Here is an 18,060-nt window from a genome sequence, read left to right on the forward strand (position 1 = left end):
CCTGGGCTTGCTCCTGGGTCTGGCCATACTCTGCTGCTCTCCCCCCTCTCTGATCCTCTCGTCCTCTCTGTATCAATCCCTCCTGTTACTGTGTCGACTGTTCGAAAGGCCGCGCACTAAAATCCTCCCCACCAAGCGCCGCCTCACCTGAGCTTGCTTGCCATGCGATAGGACTTTAGTGACGTCAGGCTGCGGGGAGCTCACAGCAAGCGCTTAACGAGCGTGCCCGCGAAATTCATAAGACACTGTCCGTTCCATAGCCAATCACTCTGCTGTGCTAGTGGATTTCTCTCGTTTTTCGTGGTGCCTAAAAAGCGCATGGCCCCGAACCCGCAACCTCAAGGTGCGGGATCGGGGCCATGTCAATTGACGCTGGATAAATCAATCAACCTCGCTCAATCGATCATGGAGCCCTCCAACAACCACTGCGCCGCTAAGCCCTCAATTACGTCAGCATGCTTGAGAATGTCGTAATGCCCTGCAGCCACCGACTGACTTGTGCGAACAGTGATGTTCCATGCAGGCGTCACATGCCCCGCCCACCAGCATGTCGCACGAGCCTTGAGCCGAGGCAAGCTTGAAATGTTGAGCGACAACGCTTTCAAACGCATCGCCACCTCGAACGTATGAGCCAGTTCAGAGCTGTCGATATCGGCGTACATAGATTGCCCGAGCGGGTTAGAACGAATCTCCTCAATAAGCAGCTGCAGTGACGCGCCCCCCATGCCAGCGGGTACAGGTGGAACCTCCAGCGCGTCCTTGGAAACGCCCAGCAACACGCTGAGGAAGCCGTGCAAGTCATCGCTCCAATCCTCTGCCGTCTGATCATCAGTTGCTTGAGGAACAAAACTGTCCACCAGACCAAGCATTGCAACTGTCTCGCCTTGGATTTCCAGTTCCTGAGCCACCAATATTGCGAGCGTGCCACCCAATGACCAGCCTGCAAGTCGATACGGCCCTTCTGGCTGTTTCTGACGGATGTACTGCGCATAATCGATGGCCATCGCCTGAAGAGACTCGTCCTTCCACTGACGATCAAGCAACATACGGCACTGCACGCCATACACACTGCACACACCTTCTAGACGACGCGCCAGTGGCTCGTAGTCAAATACAGTGCCAAAGCCTGCATGCAGACAGAAAAGCGGCGTAGCCGTCTCAACACGAGCATTGAGTAACAGCACGGGGTCAAGATCCACCTCTACGCTTGAGTAGCCCGACAGCTCACCAATAGTCGGCTTTGCCATCACATCGCGTAGCTTCAGATCCAAATGCAGACCGACATGCGAGCGAACCTTGGACAGCATTTTCAACACCCGCAGAGAATCGCCACCCAGCTCGAAGAAGTTGTCATTGATGCCGATCTGATCAACGCTCAACACCTCTTGCCAGATCTGCGCCAAGGCCTGCTCTACGTTGTTGCGCGGAGGAAGGTGCATCCTATGGCCGACAAAGTCGGGCGCCGGCAACGCATTACGGTCAATCTTGCCGTTCGGTGTAAGCGGCATCGCCTCCAGTACCACAATCTGCGCGGGTACCATGTAGTCAGGTAGCTCGCACCGCAAAGCTTCACGAAGCTGCGTAGCAGTGGCTGCCTGAGCGCCACTTACCACATAGCCTACGAGTTGTTTGCCGATGGCGCCTTCACGCGCAACAACCACCGCGTCGCGGACATCCACCTGATTGCGCAGACGTGCTTCGATCTCGCCCGGTTCGATTCGGAAGCCACGTATTTTCAGTTGGTTGTCCAGGCGGCCAATGAAATCGATAACGCCATCGGCACGCCTGCGAACTCGGTCACCTGTACGATAAAGGCGTGCACCCACGGCGAACGGGTCCGCGACAAAGCGTTCGGAGGTGAGCGCCGCACGCTGGTGATAACCACGCGCCAGTCCATGGCCCCCAATATACAACTCGCCGGCCACACCATCAGGCAATGGGTTCAGGTTCTGGTCCAGGACGTGCAAGGTTCGCTCGCCGACCCGCTCACCGATCGGTGCATACACCGCCTGACAGGACTGTTCTGCCGACACTTTCCACAGCAAGGGTGTTACCACCGTTTCTGTCGGTCCGTAGCCATTGGTCAAGTACTGCGGACGCAATGTGCGTTTGACCAACTCGAACAAGGCATCTGGCACCGCATCGCCACCGAAACAGTAGATCCGAACAGGTGGTGCTGCTTGCTGTTGGGTTTCGCCGAACTCTGCCAACTGCTGGAGATAGGCCGGAGGGAAGCAAGCGATATCGATGCGTTGTGCATGCAACACTTGCCACGTCTCTTCAGCGGTCCAGAGGCGGTTTTCGCGAATGACCAGGCATCCACCCGACGTCAGCGTCGACAACCAACGCTCTTGAGCACCATCAAAAGCGAATGACATGAACAGCAACTCGCGCGTGCGTTCATCCATCTCGTAGAGTTTGGCAATGGCCAGGCAATGCATGCGGATCTGCCCATGGCTGACCGCCACGCCTTTGGGCTTACCGGTCGAACCGGAGGTGTAGATCAGGTAGGCAAGATTGTCATCTTGCACCTGCACCTGCGGCACGCTCGCCGTGAGGCCCACCGTGTCCAAAAGGTCCAGTTCTACACATTGCGCCACCTCGGTGAAGCGCTGACGCAAACCACTACTGGTCAGCAGCAAGTGCATTGCCGAATCTTCGACGATCCACTGCAGTCGATCCTGAGGGTAATCGATGTCCAGAGGCACATAAGCAGCACCTGTTTTCATCACTGCGAAGAAAGCGATGATCACTTCCACCGAGCGCTCCAGTGCAACACCCACCGTTGTTTCAGGTTTGGCACCCAACGCTATCAAGTAGTGGGCAAGACGGTTAGCGCGTTCCTCCAGTTCGCTGTAGGTCAGTTGCTGCTCGCCGCAGATCAGCGCCACTGCGTCAGGCTGTGCCTGAGCCTGCGCGCAGATGCGCTTGGCCAAAAGCGGCATGTCGACTGGGTTCGTGTGCAACTCGTTGCGCTGGCTGGCTTGCTTTATCTGGGCAGGGCTAAGCATGTCCAGGCTACCCACGGTAGCCTGCGGATTCGCCAGAATCGCGTTGAGCAAGCACTCGAAACTATCGCGAATCGCAGCAGTACCGGCCTCGCTGAAACTGTCGCGTAAGTACATGAATTCGACCGAGAAGGTATCAGTCAGGTGCACAGCCAGATCCATCGCATAGTTTGTGACATCGCGATCGTTGGCCTCACCAAATTGCAGAGCGTTGTTGCTGCTACTGTTCAAGCGCTCATCGATTGGGTAGTTCTCGAACACCAGAATGCTGTCGAACAATGCCTGGCCTGGGCGCCCGGCCCAACGCTGAACATTGGACAACGCCGCATGCTCATGATCGCGTAGTTCCAGGTTGTAGCTCTGCAGTTGCTGTAACCAGTCACAGACTCGCTGCTGGGCAGCAGGTGCTTGCACCACAGGCAAGGTATTGATGAACAAGCCCAGCATTTCGTCAGCACCTGGCAGGCTGGCTGGCCGACCAGCTACAGTGGCACCAAAGCATACTGCCTCTTGTCCGCTGTAGCGCTGCAACAGCAGCAGCCAAGCTGCCTGCACAAGCGTGTTGGGCGTCACACGTAGGCCTTGCGCTGTCAAGCGCAGCCGCTCCGTACGCTCTAAATCCCAATGCAAGTAAAGCGCCGCGTGCCCTGACAAGTCGGTGTCCGGCCTTGGTAATACTGCCTGGGCGAGCAGTGTCGGGCTTTCAATCTGGCTCACCTTGGCCGTCCAGAACGTCTCCAGTTCCTTCTGCGATTGTGCTTCAAGCCAACGAATGTATTCACCGAAGCGCCCAGCAGCCCCCACCAAGGCTTGGCCATGGTAAGCCTGGAACACTTCACCCAGCAGACGTGAATTGCTCCAACCGTCCATCAAAATATGGTGGCGCGTCCAGATCAGCTGCATCCGCTGATCGTCCAGCCTCACCAGTGTCACCCTCATCAATGGCGCCCGCAGCATGTCGAAATCTTGCGCCGCATCGCCATCTACCAGCACTTGCAGCGCGCTTTCGGCAGCATCCCGGTCCCGCCAATCGAGTACGCGTACAGGCAAGTCCACTTGTCGATGAACAATCTGCAGGGGGTGTCCCAACTGCGCAGACGACCAGAATCCGGTGCGCAGAATATCGTGACGCGCAATCACTTGATTCCACGCTTCAACGAATCGCTCGACTTCCAACCCTTCGACAGCGACCGAAGTCTGGTTTATGTAAAGCCCCGTTTCGCCACCCTGACCGCTGTAGAACAACATGCCCTGTTGCATCGGTGACAACGGATAGATGTCGGCTACTTGCGCCACAGGCACAGGCAGGCTGTCCATCTGTGCCTGTGTAAGGCCGGCCAGCGGGAAGTCCGATGGGGTCGCGCCTTGATGCGGCTTCTGGCAGCAATGTGCGATCAGCGCTTTCAATTCCTCGGTATACGCATCTGCCAGCCCCTGGATGGTCGATTCATCGAACAGCTCGCGGCTATAGGACCAGGAAAGCTCCAGCGCCCCCCCGAACACTTGACCATTCAAAGTCAGCAGGCTACCTAGAGACGAGTTCGGGTCCTGCGTAGAGCCCGCATTTTCTTTGGCCGGCACGAATAACCCTGATGGCTCATCGAAGCTGCCGTCGAACTGTCCCAGATAGTTGAAGACGATTTCGCCCTGCGGTAATGCCGCCAGCGTCGCCGCGCATTCCTCGCCCCCAAGATAACGTAGCAGGCCGTAGCCCAGCCCCTTGTCTGGCACTGCGCGCAGTTGTTCCTTGATGGCCTTGATCGAATTGTCGATTGTCAGCTGCGGGCTGAGACGGACCGGGTACATGCTGGTAAACCAGCCGACCGTACGACTCAGGTCAACGTCGTCGAATATATCTTCGCGACCATGGCCTTCCAGGCGTACCAGCACGTTGGAGCGTCCAGTCCATCGTCCGACCACGCAGGCCAAGGCTGTTAGTAGAAGATCATTGATCTGCGTCCGGTAGGCTGCGGGTGCATCCTGCAACAGCTTTCGCGTCCACTCAGCATCGAGTCGACTGCTTACGCTGGTGGCACACTTGATCTGATTACTGCCTTGGGGGTGATCACAAGGGAGCGCATCGTCCACATTTCGCAACTGGTCTTGCCAATAATTCAATTGCTCTTGCAGTACGGGGGCTGTGGCATATGCCTGCAGACGCTCAGCCCATGCCTTGAACGAGCTGGTCTTCGCTGGCAGCGTCAGCGGCTGTCCGGTGCTTTGTGATTTATAGGCTTGCTGCAAGTCTTCTAACAGTATCCGCCACGACACGCCATCAACCACGAGGTGATGGATCACCAGAAGTATTCGCTGTGTAGCATCCGGCATTTCGATCAGCACTGCTCGCAATAACGGGCCTTGTGCCAGATCCAGACTGCGCTGGGCGTGCTCCAGTAATGGAGCAAGCTCTTGTGCCGTTTCCAGCCTGCGCACCCACACCAAATCCTGATCGGTGTCAGTGGCAAACTGCGCCTGCCAACTGCCCTGCTGTGATGCAAAACGCAGACGCAGCGCGTCATGATGCGTAAGCAATGTTCGCAACGAAGCTTCCAACCACTCGGCCATCACAGGCTCTCGGGTCTTGAGCAGCACCGATTGGTTCCAGTGGTGACGTGATGGAATGTCCTCCTCAAAGAACCACTGCAGGATGGGCGTCAACGCGTTAGACCCGGTGACAGGGCCTTGGTCGATCGATGTCCCCTCTTCACGGCGTGCGACAGCCGCCAGTTGGCGTACCGTCTGATGCTGGAACAACTCTTTCGCAGAGAATTGGATGCTGACCTGGCGGGCCCGACTTACAACCTGCAGGGAAATGATCGAGTCGCCCCCTAGCTCGAAGAAGTTATCGGTGACCCCAACTTTTTCGAGTTTGAGTACAGCCGCCCAGATATCCGCCAAGTTCTGCTCAATCTCATTACAGGGCGCCACGTATTGGTTGTGCAACTGGCTTTGATCGACGCTAGGCAGACGCTTGCGGTCAAGCTTCCCACTCGGCGTCATGGGCATCTTATCTAGCACTATGAGGTAGCTCGGAACCATGTAGTGCGGCAAGCTGCTCTTGAGCGACTCCCTTAACGCGTCGCGCAATGCAGGTTCATCGGGCGCACCCTCCGCTGGCACTACATAACCACACAGCTGTTTGCCGCCAGCATGATCCACGGCAATCACCGCCGCCTCGCGCACCTGTGGATGCGCTTGCAGATGTTGTTCGACCTCACCAAGCTCGATGCGGAAACCGCGTACCTTGACCTGATGGTCGGCGCGGCCACGATAGGCAAGTTCACCCTGCTCATCGAAATAACCCAGGTCACCCGTGCGGTACAACCGTGCGCCACCTTTTTCAGCCAGCGGGTCAGGGATGAACCGTTCGGCAGTCAGCGACGGGCGCTGGTGGTAACAGCGCGCCAGGCAGCCATCGCCACCGATGTACAACTCCCCCGGAACACCGATCGGTGTAGGCGACAGGCTGTCATCCAGCACCCGCATCACCCGCCCGCCAATTGCGCGACCAATCGGTACCCCGCTCTCCGGCAAGGGTGCTTGCGCCAGTCTCGAGCAGTCATAAGTCGTAGCAACCACAGTGGCCTCGGTCGGCCCATAAGTATTGAGCAGCCGCACATTCGCCGGGCCATCTGCCAGCCACGCCTGCAGACCATCTAGTGCGACAGCTTCACCACCGACATGGATCTGCTTCAACTGGCCATAGGCTTGCGGTTCACGTCGATCCAGCGCCAGCAGACGCCAGTAGGCCGCCGGTAAATCGGCCACCGTGACGCCATGACGTATGACCTGCTCGCTGAAGGTGTCGGTGTCCCAGAGCTGCTGATCACGCATCACCACGCACGCCCCACAGGACAATGGCGGGAAGAACTGCTCGATGAATCCGTCAAAGCTGAACGTGGCGAATTGGAGCACCCGGTCATCGGCAGTCAGCCGCGAGTAGCCGCTGGCGACCTCGCAGAAAACCGAGAGGGCATGATGAGGTATGGCCACGCCTTTAGGCATACCGGTGGAGCCGGAGGTGTAGATGACATAGGCCAGGCTGTCCGGCGTGACCGCGCATTGCAGGGGCGCGGCGCTGAATGTTTCCAACCACCGCGTTCCAGGTTCGAGGCCAACACAAGGCAGGTCGGCAGGAACCGGCAGTCGCTTCATGGACACTGCATCTGCCAACAGCAATCCAATACCGCTGTCCTTGATTAGATAGGCCAGGCGATCCTGCGGATACTCAGGGTCGAGCGGCACGTAGGCTGCTCCCGCCTTGTGAATGGCGATCAATGCGACGGCAAGCGCAAGGCCACGCTCCGCAGCGACCCCAACCAGGCTGTTGGCGGTAACCCCACGCGCGATCAGCAGGTGGGCCAAACGATTGGTTTGCACGTCCAGTTCACGGTAGCTCAGCTGCTGCTCACCGAATACCAGCGCCACAGCATTCGGCCGCTCATTGGCTTGCGCCTCGAAGCGTTGATGGGCACATTGGCCCGACAAGGCAATTGCCTCGCTGCGATTCCAGTCATCGAGAAGCAACTGGCGTTCGGCGCCCCCCAGGAGCGACAACTCTCCGATCGCTACGTTGGCATCTTCGACCAGTGCTCGCAGCAGGTTTGCGAAGTGCTCCGCCAGGCGCTCGACGGCAGCATCGCCCCAAGAGGCACGGGCATGGCTGTACTGAATCGACAGTGTTTCACCCATGGTAGCCGCCAGGGTGAGGGCATAGTTGGTCTGTTCCAGGTTGGCGACCTGCCCGAAGCGCAAGCCGTCTGGCGCACCCTCCTGCAAGGCTTGTGACACCGGGTAGTTCTCGAATACCAGGAGGCTGTCGAAAAGTGCTTCCCCCCCGAGGCCCGCCCACCGCTGAACAGCATTCAGCGGCGTATGTTCAAACTCGCGCAACGCCAGGTTGCACGCCTGCACCTGTGCAATCCACTCGGCTACAGTCTGCTCGCAACGCGGCGACCCGATTACCGGCAAGGTATTGATGAACAGACCGATCTGTTCCTCCACCCCTGGCAGGTCCGCCGGGCGCCCTGCCACTGTGGCGCCGAAGCAAACAGTGGACTGCCCGGTATAGCGTTGCAGCAACAGCAACCATGCCGATTGCACCAGGGTATTGACGGTAACCCGGTTGGCGCGAGCGAAGGCCTCGATGCGTTGGGTCTGCGCGGAGTCGAACACCTGATGGTATTCACCCTGGCCATGCAGCTCGCCAGCACCGTGACGTACCACTTGCGACAGTCGTGTCGGCTCTTCCAACGTGGACAGTTGAGCCTTCCAGAAGGTTTCAGCGGCCGTTGCATCCTGGCGCTGCAGCCAAGCGATGTAATCGCGATAGGGCGCCGTCAGCGCCGGTACATGTTGCCCTGCATATCGCTGCAGAACTTCACCCAGCAAGCGCGAGGTGCTCCAGCCGTCCATCAGAATGTGATGGTTGGTGTAGATCAAGTGATGACAATTGTCGTCCGTGCGCACCAGCGTAAGACGCTGCAACGGTACCTGGTCGAGCTCGAAGCCAGCTTGTCGCTCACTTTCAGCCAGCGTTTGCACGGCCTCCTGCAACGCCGGCTGGCCTCGCCAGTCATACTCGACGAGCGCTTGCACGACCTGCTTGTGCACCACCTGAACCGCCCGGTCCAGTTCGCCCTGCCAGACAAAGCCGGTCCGCAGGATGGCGTGAGTATCCACCGCCGCCTGCCAGGCCTGCTTGAAACGCTCCACATCCAAGCCGTGAACATCGACCCGCAGCTGGTTGATGTAGTCACCGGACTGCTGCTCGTACAAGGTATGGAACAACATGCCCTGCTGCATCGGCGATAGCGGATAGATATCGGCAATCTGCTCGGCAGGCAGCGGCAGGCTGTCGAGCTGCAACTGTGTAAGCTCGGCCAGCGGGAAGTCCGAAGGCGTCACTCCACGGTGCTCAAGCTCGCTGCAATGGGTAATCAGCGCCGTAAGCTCTTGCGCATAGTCGTCGGCAAGGCGCTGGATGGTGGACTCGTCGAACAGTGCCCGACTGAAGCTCCAACCCAGTTTCAGCTCACCGCCGTAAACCTGGCCATTCAGGGCCAACAGGCTGCCTAGCGGTGCATGCTCGTCCTGAGTGGCGCCAGCATATTCCTTCGCTGGGACGAACAAGCCCGACTGCTGGTCGAAGCTTGCGTCGAACTGCCCGAGGTAGTTGAACACAATCTCGCCACGCGGCAAAGCCGCTAAGGTCGCCTGCGCCTCCGGGCTGCCCAGGTAGCGCAACAGACCATGGCCGAGGCCTTTGTTAGGCACCGCTCGCAACTGCTCCTTGATGGTCTTGATCGAATCGACAAGGCTGGTTTTCGGGCTGAGTTTTACCGGGTACACGCTGGTAAACCAGCCCACGGTGCGACTCAGGTCGACGCCGTCGAAAAGGTCTTCACGTCCATGGCCCTCCAGACGCACCAGCACATCGGAGCGACCGGTCCAGCGGCCGATCACCCGTGCCAGCGCGGTCAGCAGCAGGTCATTGATCTGCGTACGATAGGCTGCCGGTGCTTCCTGCAGGAGTTGTCGCGTGAGTTCCCGGTCCAGACGGATACTGACCGACGCCGAGTCGCGCTCCAGGTTACTGCCGTGCGGATAATCACAGGGCAGCTCATCACTCGTCCCTTGCAACTGCGCCTGCCAGTAGCTCAGTTCTGATCGCAGGCTGTCGCTTGTGGCATAGCCTTGCAAATGCTCGACCCAGTTTTTGAATGAACTGGTCTTGGCCTGCAATTTCAGCGGATGGCCAGCTTGCTGCGCCTGGTAAGCCTGTTGCAGGTCCTCCAGCAGCACGCGCCAGGAGACGCCATCCACCACCAGATGGTGAATTACCAACAGCAGCCGTTGAGTTCCATCAGCCAACTCCGCCAGTACTGCCCGAAGCAACGGCCCCTGTTGAAGATCAAGGCTGCGCTGGGCTTCGACCGCCAGGTGCTGCAGAGCCTGCGCATCGTCGACCTTGCGGCACCAGAGTACTTCGCACATGGCATCGCTGAATGAACCCTGCCAACCATCATTGCCCTGTTCGAAGCGCAGACGCAACGCATCGTGATGCGCCACGACAGCCTGCAGAGCCTTGTTCAACGGCTCCGGCGCCAAGGTCTCGTGCGGCATCAGCAACACGGACTGGTTCCAATGATGACGCTGAGGAATATCAGCGTTGAAGAACCAATGCTGAATCGGCAACAGCGCAGTAGCGCCGATAACTGCCCCTTGGTCGATAGCTGTACTGGTCGAACGCTGCGCAACCGCAGCCAGTGCTTGCACAGTCTGATTCTGGAACAAATCTTTGGGCGTAAACTGAATGTCCTGCTGACGCGCACGGCTGACCACCTGCAATGACACGATGGAGTCGCCACCCAATTCAAAGAAGTTGTCGTTCAGACCGACCTTGTCCAGCCTCAGCACATCGGCCCAGATACCTGCTATCTGTTGCTCAAGCGCGCTCTGCGGGGCGACATATTCGCCCTGCAGCAGGCTCGCATCCGCTTGGGGCAAGGCCTTGCGGTCCAGCTTTCCATTGCCGGTCAACGGCAAGCTGGCGAGGAACAGCACATGAGCCGGTACCATGTATTCCGGCAAGCTCGCCTTGAGCGTTTCGCGCAAGGCATCGCGCAGTAAAGCCTGGGCTGTGAAACTTTCCAGGACCGCGCTATCGGCCGGCACCACGTAGCCCACCAACTGTTTGCCACTTGGGCCATCCTGGGCCAGTACCACGCCTTGGCGCACAGCAACCTGGTCTTGCAGACGTGCCTCGATTTCCCCCAGCTCAATTCGGAATCCGCGAATCTTCACCTGATGGTCAATCCGCCCCAGGTATTCGATCACCCCGTCGCCGCAGTAACGTGCCAAGTCGCCCGAACGATACAAGCGCCCTCCTTGGGTATCGAACGGGTTCGGCACGAAGCGTTCAGCGGTCAATGCCGGCCGACCGTGATAACCGCGAGCCAACCCGTCCTGACCGATCATCAACTCACCCTGGCTACCCGGTACGATCGGATTCAGAGCATCGTCGAGCAGGTACCAGGTCAGGTCGGGAATAGCCTCGCCAATCGGGCTGCTGCCGACATTTTTCAAGTCATCCCGGCAGATCGGGCGGTAGGTCACATGTACAGTGGTTTCGGTGATCCCATACATGTTGATCATGCGTGGGTGGGCATCACCAAACACCTCGAACCACGGTTTGAGGCTGCTCACATCCAGAGCCTCACCGCCAAACACAACGTGACGTAAAGCCAACTGATTGCCGGCCTGTGCTGCCTCGCAGGCGATCGGTATAAGTTGCTGGAACGCCGAAGGTGTCTGATTGAGCACCGTCACCTTCTCGCTTACCAGCAAGGCGTGGAAGTCCTGCGAAGAACGCGCCACATCCTGCGGGACAATGACGGCCTTGCCGCCATACAGCAATGCGCCATACAACTCCCAGACCGAGAAGTCGAAGGCATAGGAATGGAACACTGTCCACACGTCGCTAGCGTCGAACTGGAACCAATCCTGGGTTGCCGCGAACAAGCGCACCACGTTGTGGTGAGCGAGCAGTGCCCCTTTAGGCTTGCCAGTGGAACCCGAGGTATAGATCACATAGGCCAGGTTGTGTGGCGAAACAGCTACCTGCGGATTGGCTTCGCTGTAGTCGGCCAGCGATGCGTCGCCGAGGTTCACACAGTGGATGCCGGCAGGAATTGGCAAGGCTTCACGCAGGTGCCCCTGGGTCAGCAGCAGATCAATGCCGCTGTCTTCTAATAGGTAGCTCAGGCGATCCTGCGGGGATTGCGGGTCCAGCGGTACATAGGCGCCACCGGCCTTCAGGATGCCCAGCAAACCTACGACCATCTCCAGGCTGCGTTCGACAGCAATGCCCACCAGACTGTCCGGGCCTACGCCAAGCTCACGTAGCTTGTGCGCCAGCTGGTTGGCGCGACGGTTCAATTCATCATAGCTCAGCGTCTGTTCGCCAAAGCTCAGCGCGGGCGCATGTGGTGAGGCTTCGACCTGGGCCTCGATCAATTGATGAAGCGTACGATCACTTGGGAAACTCTTCTGGCTGTGGTTCCAGTCCTTTATGACCAGAGCTTGCTCCTGCGCCCCCATCAACGGCAGGTCGCCGATTACTCGTGTTGCATCAAGGACCAAGGCATGCAAAAGATTCTGGAAGTGTTCCGCTACCTGGCAGATGGCAGGGTTGGCCCATAGTGCTTGATCATAGCTGTACTGAATCGAGAGCGTCGAACCGAGGTTAACCAGCACGGTAAGCGGGTAGTTGGTCTGTTCGCGATTCGCGACTTCACCAAAACGCAGCCCCTGAGGTGCTCCCTGCTGCAGGGCTTCGGATACTGGGTAGTTTTCGAACACCAAGACGTTATCGAACAGGGACTCACCGCCCAGCCCAACCCACCGTTGCACTTCGTTCAACGGTGTATGTTCGTATTCACGCACTGCGAGGTTGCCCGCCTGGACCTGAGAAATCCAATCCGCGACGGTTTGCTCAGCACGCGGTGTGCCCACCACAGGAAGGGTGTTGATGAATAGACCGATCTGCTCTTCCACGCCTGGCAGGTCTGCGGGGCGACCTGCCACAGTCGCGCCGAAAGCCACGCTAGCCTGACCAGTGTAGCGCTGTAATAGCAGCAGCCATGCCGACTGCACAAGCGTGTTGACCGTGACCCGATTGGCCCGGGCAAAGGCTTCGATCGACAAAGTCTGTGCACGATCGAACACTTGGTGATGGGCGTCATACCCAGAAGCGCTCGCTGGTGGGGACATTCGTGTTGCCCGGAGCAGGCGAGTGGGTTCCTGCAGCTCGGCCAGTTGAGCCTTCCAGAAGGTTTCGGCAGCGCCAGCGTCCTGGCGCTTCAACCAGGCAATATAGTCGCGATAGTGCATCGTCTGGGCCGGCAGATGGTGGCCAACATAGCGCTGGAGCACTTCACCCAACAGACGCGAGGTACTCCATCCATCCATCAGGATGTGATGATGGGTGCATATTAGGTGATGTCGATTTTCAGCTGTCCTTACCAGCACCAGGCGCAGCAAAGGTGCTGCATCCAACACAAAACCGCGCTGTCGCTCGCGTTCGGCCAATGCCTCAAGTGCATGATCTTCTGTCGCTTGATTACGCCAGTCATGTTCTTTGAACGGCAGCTCGACATGCTTGTGCACGATCTGCACCGCTTGGTCCAGATCCCCCTGCCAGACGAAACTGGTTCGCAGAATATCGTGCGCACCCAGTGCCCCCAGCCAGGCCTGCCTGAAACGCTCCACGTCCAAGCCGTCCACGTCCACCCGTAGCTGGTTAATGTAGTTGCCGGCCGCCTGCTCATACAGTGTATGGAACAACATGCCCTGCTGCATGGGTGCCAACGGGTAGATATCGGCGATGTCGGCAGCGGGTACGGGCAGGCTATCCAGTTGAGCCTGGCTCAAGCACGCCAGAGGGAAATCCGACGGGGTAATCCCACGATTCGTTCTCTGGCAGCAATGAGTGATGAGCGCCTTGAGTTCCTCGGCGTACTCATCAGCCAACCGCTGAATGGTCGACTCGTTGAACAGTTCCCGGCTGAAGGTCCACCCCATCTTCAGCTCGCCAGCGTAAACCTGCCCGTTCAATGCCAACAGGCTACCCAATGGCGCATCGTCGCTTTGATTGGCCCCGCCGTACTCCTTGGCAGGCGTGAAGACGCTGCCTTCTTCCTGGAAACTGCCGTCCAATTGCCCCAGGTAGTTGAAGACAATTTCGCCCTGCGGCAGGTTATCCAGAACCTGCCGACTGTCATCGCTGCCAAGATAGCGCAGCAGCCCGTAACCAATACCTTTGTTGGGTACTGCCCGCAGTTGTTCCTTGATGACTTTGATCGAGCTATCCAGTTGCGCCTGAGCGCTCAGGCTCACCGGATAGATACTGGTGAACCAGCCCACGGTGCGTGTCAGGTCCAGGTCGTCGAACACGTCCTCGCGGCCATGTCCTTCAAGGCGTACCAGCACGTTGGAGCGCCCGGTCCAACGTGCTACCACCCGCGCCAGCGCTGCAAGCAGCAGGTCGTTGATCTGGGTACGGTAGGCCATGGGCGCTTCATGCAGAAGCTTGCGGGTCCACTCCGCGTCCAGATGGGTGCTCGCATAGGCGGCGTGACTTACTTGATTCCCACCTTGCTGATGATCACGAGGCAAATCATCGTCAGCATGTTGCAGTTGTGCGTGCCAGTAGGTCAGCTCCTGGGCCAGATCGGCACTCTTGGCATAAGCCTGCAAACGTTCGGCCCACGCCTTGTAGGCGCTGGTCTTGGCAGGCAGTTCGGCAGGCTGGCCGGCCGAGGCTGCCATGTAGGCCTGCTGCAGGTCCTCCAGCAGCACGCGCCATGACACACCGTCAACGACCAGGTGATGGACGACCAATAGCAGTCGCTGTTCACCCTGCGGCAGCGTGCCCAGTAGCACCCGCACCAACGGGCCGCCGAGCGCGAAACTGCGCTGCGCCTCACCGGCTGCGTGCAAAAGCGAGTCCATGTCGCTAAACGAGCGATCCCACAGGATGCCCTGCGTATCGACCTCATTGAACGTGCCTTGCCACTGTCCGTCTGCCTGATCGAAACCAAGGCGCAGGGCGTCATGCTGCTGCAGCACGCGTTGCAGCGCCGTAGCCAGATGCTGCGGATCAATGCTCACGCTTGGTGCCAGCAGCACCGACTGGTTCCAGTGGTGAGGTTGCGCCATCGCCTGATCGAAGAACCAGTGCTGAACCGGAGTCAGCGGCGTGGTGCCGGTAACTGCCCCCTGGTCGATGACAACGTTGTCCGCACACCGGGCAACCGAAGCCAAACCTTGTACGGTCTGGTATTGGAACAGTTGCTTGGGCGTGAAGTGGATGCCCGCCTGGCGCGCACGGCTGACCACCTGCAAGGAAATGATCGAGTCGCCACCGAGTTCGAAGAAGTTGTCGGTAAGCCCTACCTTGTCCAGTTTCAACACGCCGGCCCAGACAGCCGCAATATCCCGCTCCAGTTCAGTACGAGGTTCAAGGTATTCCACTTGGAACAGGCTGATATCGGGCTGCGGTAGTGCCTTGCGATCCAGCTTGCCATTCGGGGTCAGCGGCAGCGCCTCAAGGAATACCAACTGCGCTGGCACCATGTACTCCGGCAGGGTTTGCTTGAGCTGGCCACGCAGCGCATCGCGCAGCGCTGATTGCCGCGCGAGGGTGGCCATCACGGTCTCGTCGGCCGGCACCACATAACCTACCAGCTGTTTGCCAGTTGGGCCGTCCTGAGCCAACAGGACCGCTTCGCGGACAGCCTCCTGAGCCTGCAGACGTGACTCGATCTCCCCCAGTTCGATACGGAACCCGCGGATCTTCACCTGATGATCGATGCGACCTGCGTACTCGATCAGCCCATTGTCCTGATAACGGGCAAGGTCCCCGGTGCGGTACATCCTGCCGCCGCCCTGCTCATCGAACGGATCAGGAATGAAGCGTTCGGCCGTCAACCCAGGGCGGCCGAGATAACCCCGTGCCAACCCAGCACCGGCCATGTACAACTCACCGTTTACCCCTACCGGTACCGGCGCTACGGCCTCACTCAGCAGATAAACCGCACTGTTGGCAATCGGCCGGCCGATGTTCGCCCTGCCATTGGCGCAACGCAGGGTAAAGGTGGAGTAGGTGGTGTCCTCGGAGGGGCCGTACAGGTCATAAACCTGCTGCACATGCCCGGTCGCATACAACTCGTCGACCAGCGACTGCTTCAGCGCCTCTCCAGCAAGGTTGATGGTGCGCACGGTCGCCGGCAGTTCGCCGGTCTCAAGCAGCATCTTGATCGCCGATGGCACGGTGTTGACCAGACGCACCCGGTCTTTGGCCGCCAGGTGCGGCAGCTCGAGGGCGTTGGCAGCGAGCACCGCGTAGCCTCCAGCCGACAGCGTGACGAACAGCTCCCACACCGACAGGTCGAAACAGATCGAAGTAGATGCCAGCACACCACACAGGTCCTGTTGGCTATAGACGGTCAGCGCCCAGCCAATCAGCGCCGTTACGTTGCGATGCTCGATCAACACGCCCTTGGGTTTGCCCGTGGACCCGGAGGTGTAGATGCTGTAGGCCAGATTGCCCGGTTCGGTCATGCAGACCGGATCGGTTACCGGGTAGCCCTCCAGCGACAACTGATCGAGCAACAAGGTCCGGGCATGAAACGCTTCAGGCATGCGCGCAAGCAGGTGCGACTGGGACAGCAGCAAGATCGACTGGCTGTCCTCAAGCATGTACTCGATACGGTCCTGCGGGTACTCAGGGTCGAGCGGCAGATAGGCGCCACCCGCCTTCAGGATCGCCAGCAGGCCAACCACCATTTCGGGGCTGCGCTCCATGGCGATGCCCACCAGCACATCCGGCCCCACCCCCTGCTCGCGAAGTCTGTGTGCCAACTGGTTGGCCCGTTGATTCAACGTCGTATAGCTCAGCACCTGCTCGCCGAACAGCAATGCCGGCGCATCGGGTGACACCTTGACCTGGGCCTCGAACAACTGGTGCAGGCTGCGTTCGGCAGGGTAATCGGCTTGGGTACTGTTCCAGTCTTTGATGACCAACTGCTGTTCGTGCGGGCTCAGCATTGCCAAGCCAGCAACAGGCTGGTGCGGCTGCCCTGCGATGCTGACGAGCAAGTTCAACCAGTGCCCTGCCATGCGCTCGACGGTGGCCGTATCGAACAGATCGGTCGCATACGTCAACGCCGCGCTGATACCGGCTTCGTGCTCGAACGTGTCCAGTGCCAGGTCGAACTTGGCCACGTGGCTGTCCGAGGCGATCTCTTCCATCACCAGGCCAGGCAGGTTGCGCCCTGCGCCCTTTTTGGTCTCGGTCTGGTGGTTGTACATCACCTGGAACAATGGGCTGTGGCTGAGGCTGCGCTCTGGCTGCAAGGCCTCGACCAGTTGTTCGAACGGCAAGTCCTGGTGCGCCTGTGCGCCCAATGCACGTTTCCTGACCTGCTCCAGCAGCTCGGTAAAGGTGGTGCTCAGTTCGAATTCGGCACGCAGTACCTGGGTATTGACGAAGAAGCCCGCCAGGCGCTCCGTCTCGGCACGGTTGCGGTTGGCGATCGGCACACCCACGCGGATATCCGCCTGCCCGGAGTAACGGTGCAACAGCGTTTGAAAGCTGGCGAGCAACAGCATGAAGGGTGTCACGCCCTGCTGCTGTGCCAATTGCTTGAGCGAACCGACCAGTTCCCCGCCCAACGGGATTTCCAGCCGTGCGCCTTGCTGGGTGTAGACCGCCGGGCGCGGGCGATCAGTCGGCAGCTCCAGCACCGGCTGCTGGTCCCCCAACTGCTCTTTCCAGTAGGCCAGTTGCCGGTCCTGTTCACCGGCCTGCATCCAGGCCCGCTGCCAGATGGCATAGTCGGCGTACTGGATCGCCAGCGTCGGCAACAGCACGTCGCGGCCTTGGCTGTAGCCCTCATAGAGCCTGACCAGGTCATCCACCATCACCGGCAAGGACCATCCGTCCGCCACGATGTGGTGCAACGTCAGTGTGAGCACGTGCTCTTGCGCACCCAACTGCAGCAGCCTCGCCCGCATCAGCGGCCCATGCTCCAGATCGAAGGGTTGCTGGGCCTCATCTTCCAGGCTGGCACAAACACCGCTCGGCGCTGTGGCCTCGACAGCCTCCACAACCAGCTCGAACGGCATGTGCGGATGAATGACCTGTACGGTCTGCTCACCCTCCAACCGGAAGGTAGTGCGCAACGTTTCGTGGCGGGCGATCAACGACTCGAAGCTGCGCTGCAAAGCGGCGATATCCAGCGCACCGGTGAACTTCAAGGCAGCGGGAATGTTGTAGGCAGAACTTTGCGGCTCAAGCTGCCACAGAAACCACTGCCGCTGCTGAGCGAAGGAAAGCGGAACTTGGTCGAAATCACCACGGCTTTGTGGGATCGGCAACTGCGCAAGGCTCATGCCTTTCGATGCGAGCTTTTCAAGAAACAGCTTGCGCTGCGGCAGGGGCAGGCCAATGAAGCGTTTTACCAGTTCCATGTTTCTGTTATCCGTT

1 protein-coding gene is annotated in these 18,060 nt (G+C 59.2%); it reads right to left on the minus strand.

The window, feature by feature from the left end; translation table 11 throughout:
- Nucleotides 1-395: 395 nt before the first annotated feature.
- Nucleotides 396-18,044, minus strand: a complete 17,649-nt coding sequence (locus tag LJX93_RS19780; RefSeq protein WP_227696303.1) for a non-ribosomal peptide synthase/polyketide synthase — start codon at nt 18,042-18,044, stop codon at nt 396-398.
- Nucleotides 18,045-18,060: the final 16 nt, after the last annotated feature.

The organism is Pseudomonas sp. HN2-3 (assembly GCF_020691745.1).
GTDB lineage: Bacteria > Pseudomonadota > Gammaproteobacteria > Pseudomonadales > Pseudomonadaceae > Aquipseudomonas > Aquipseudomonas capeferrum.

What these genes read in the sequence shown, in the direction of transcription:
- LJX93_RS19780 (WP_227696303.1), bottom strand. Translation starts at nt 18,044, where the DNA reads ATGGAACTGGTAAAACGCTTCATTGGCCTGCCCCTGCCGCAGCGCAAG.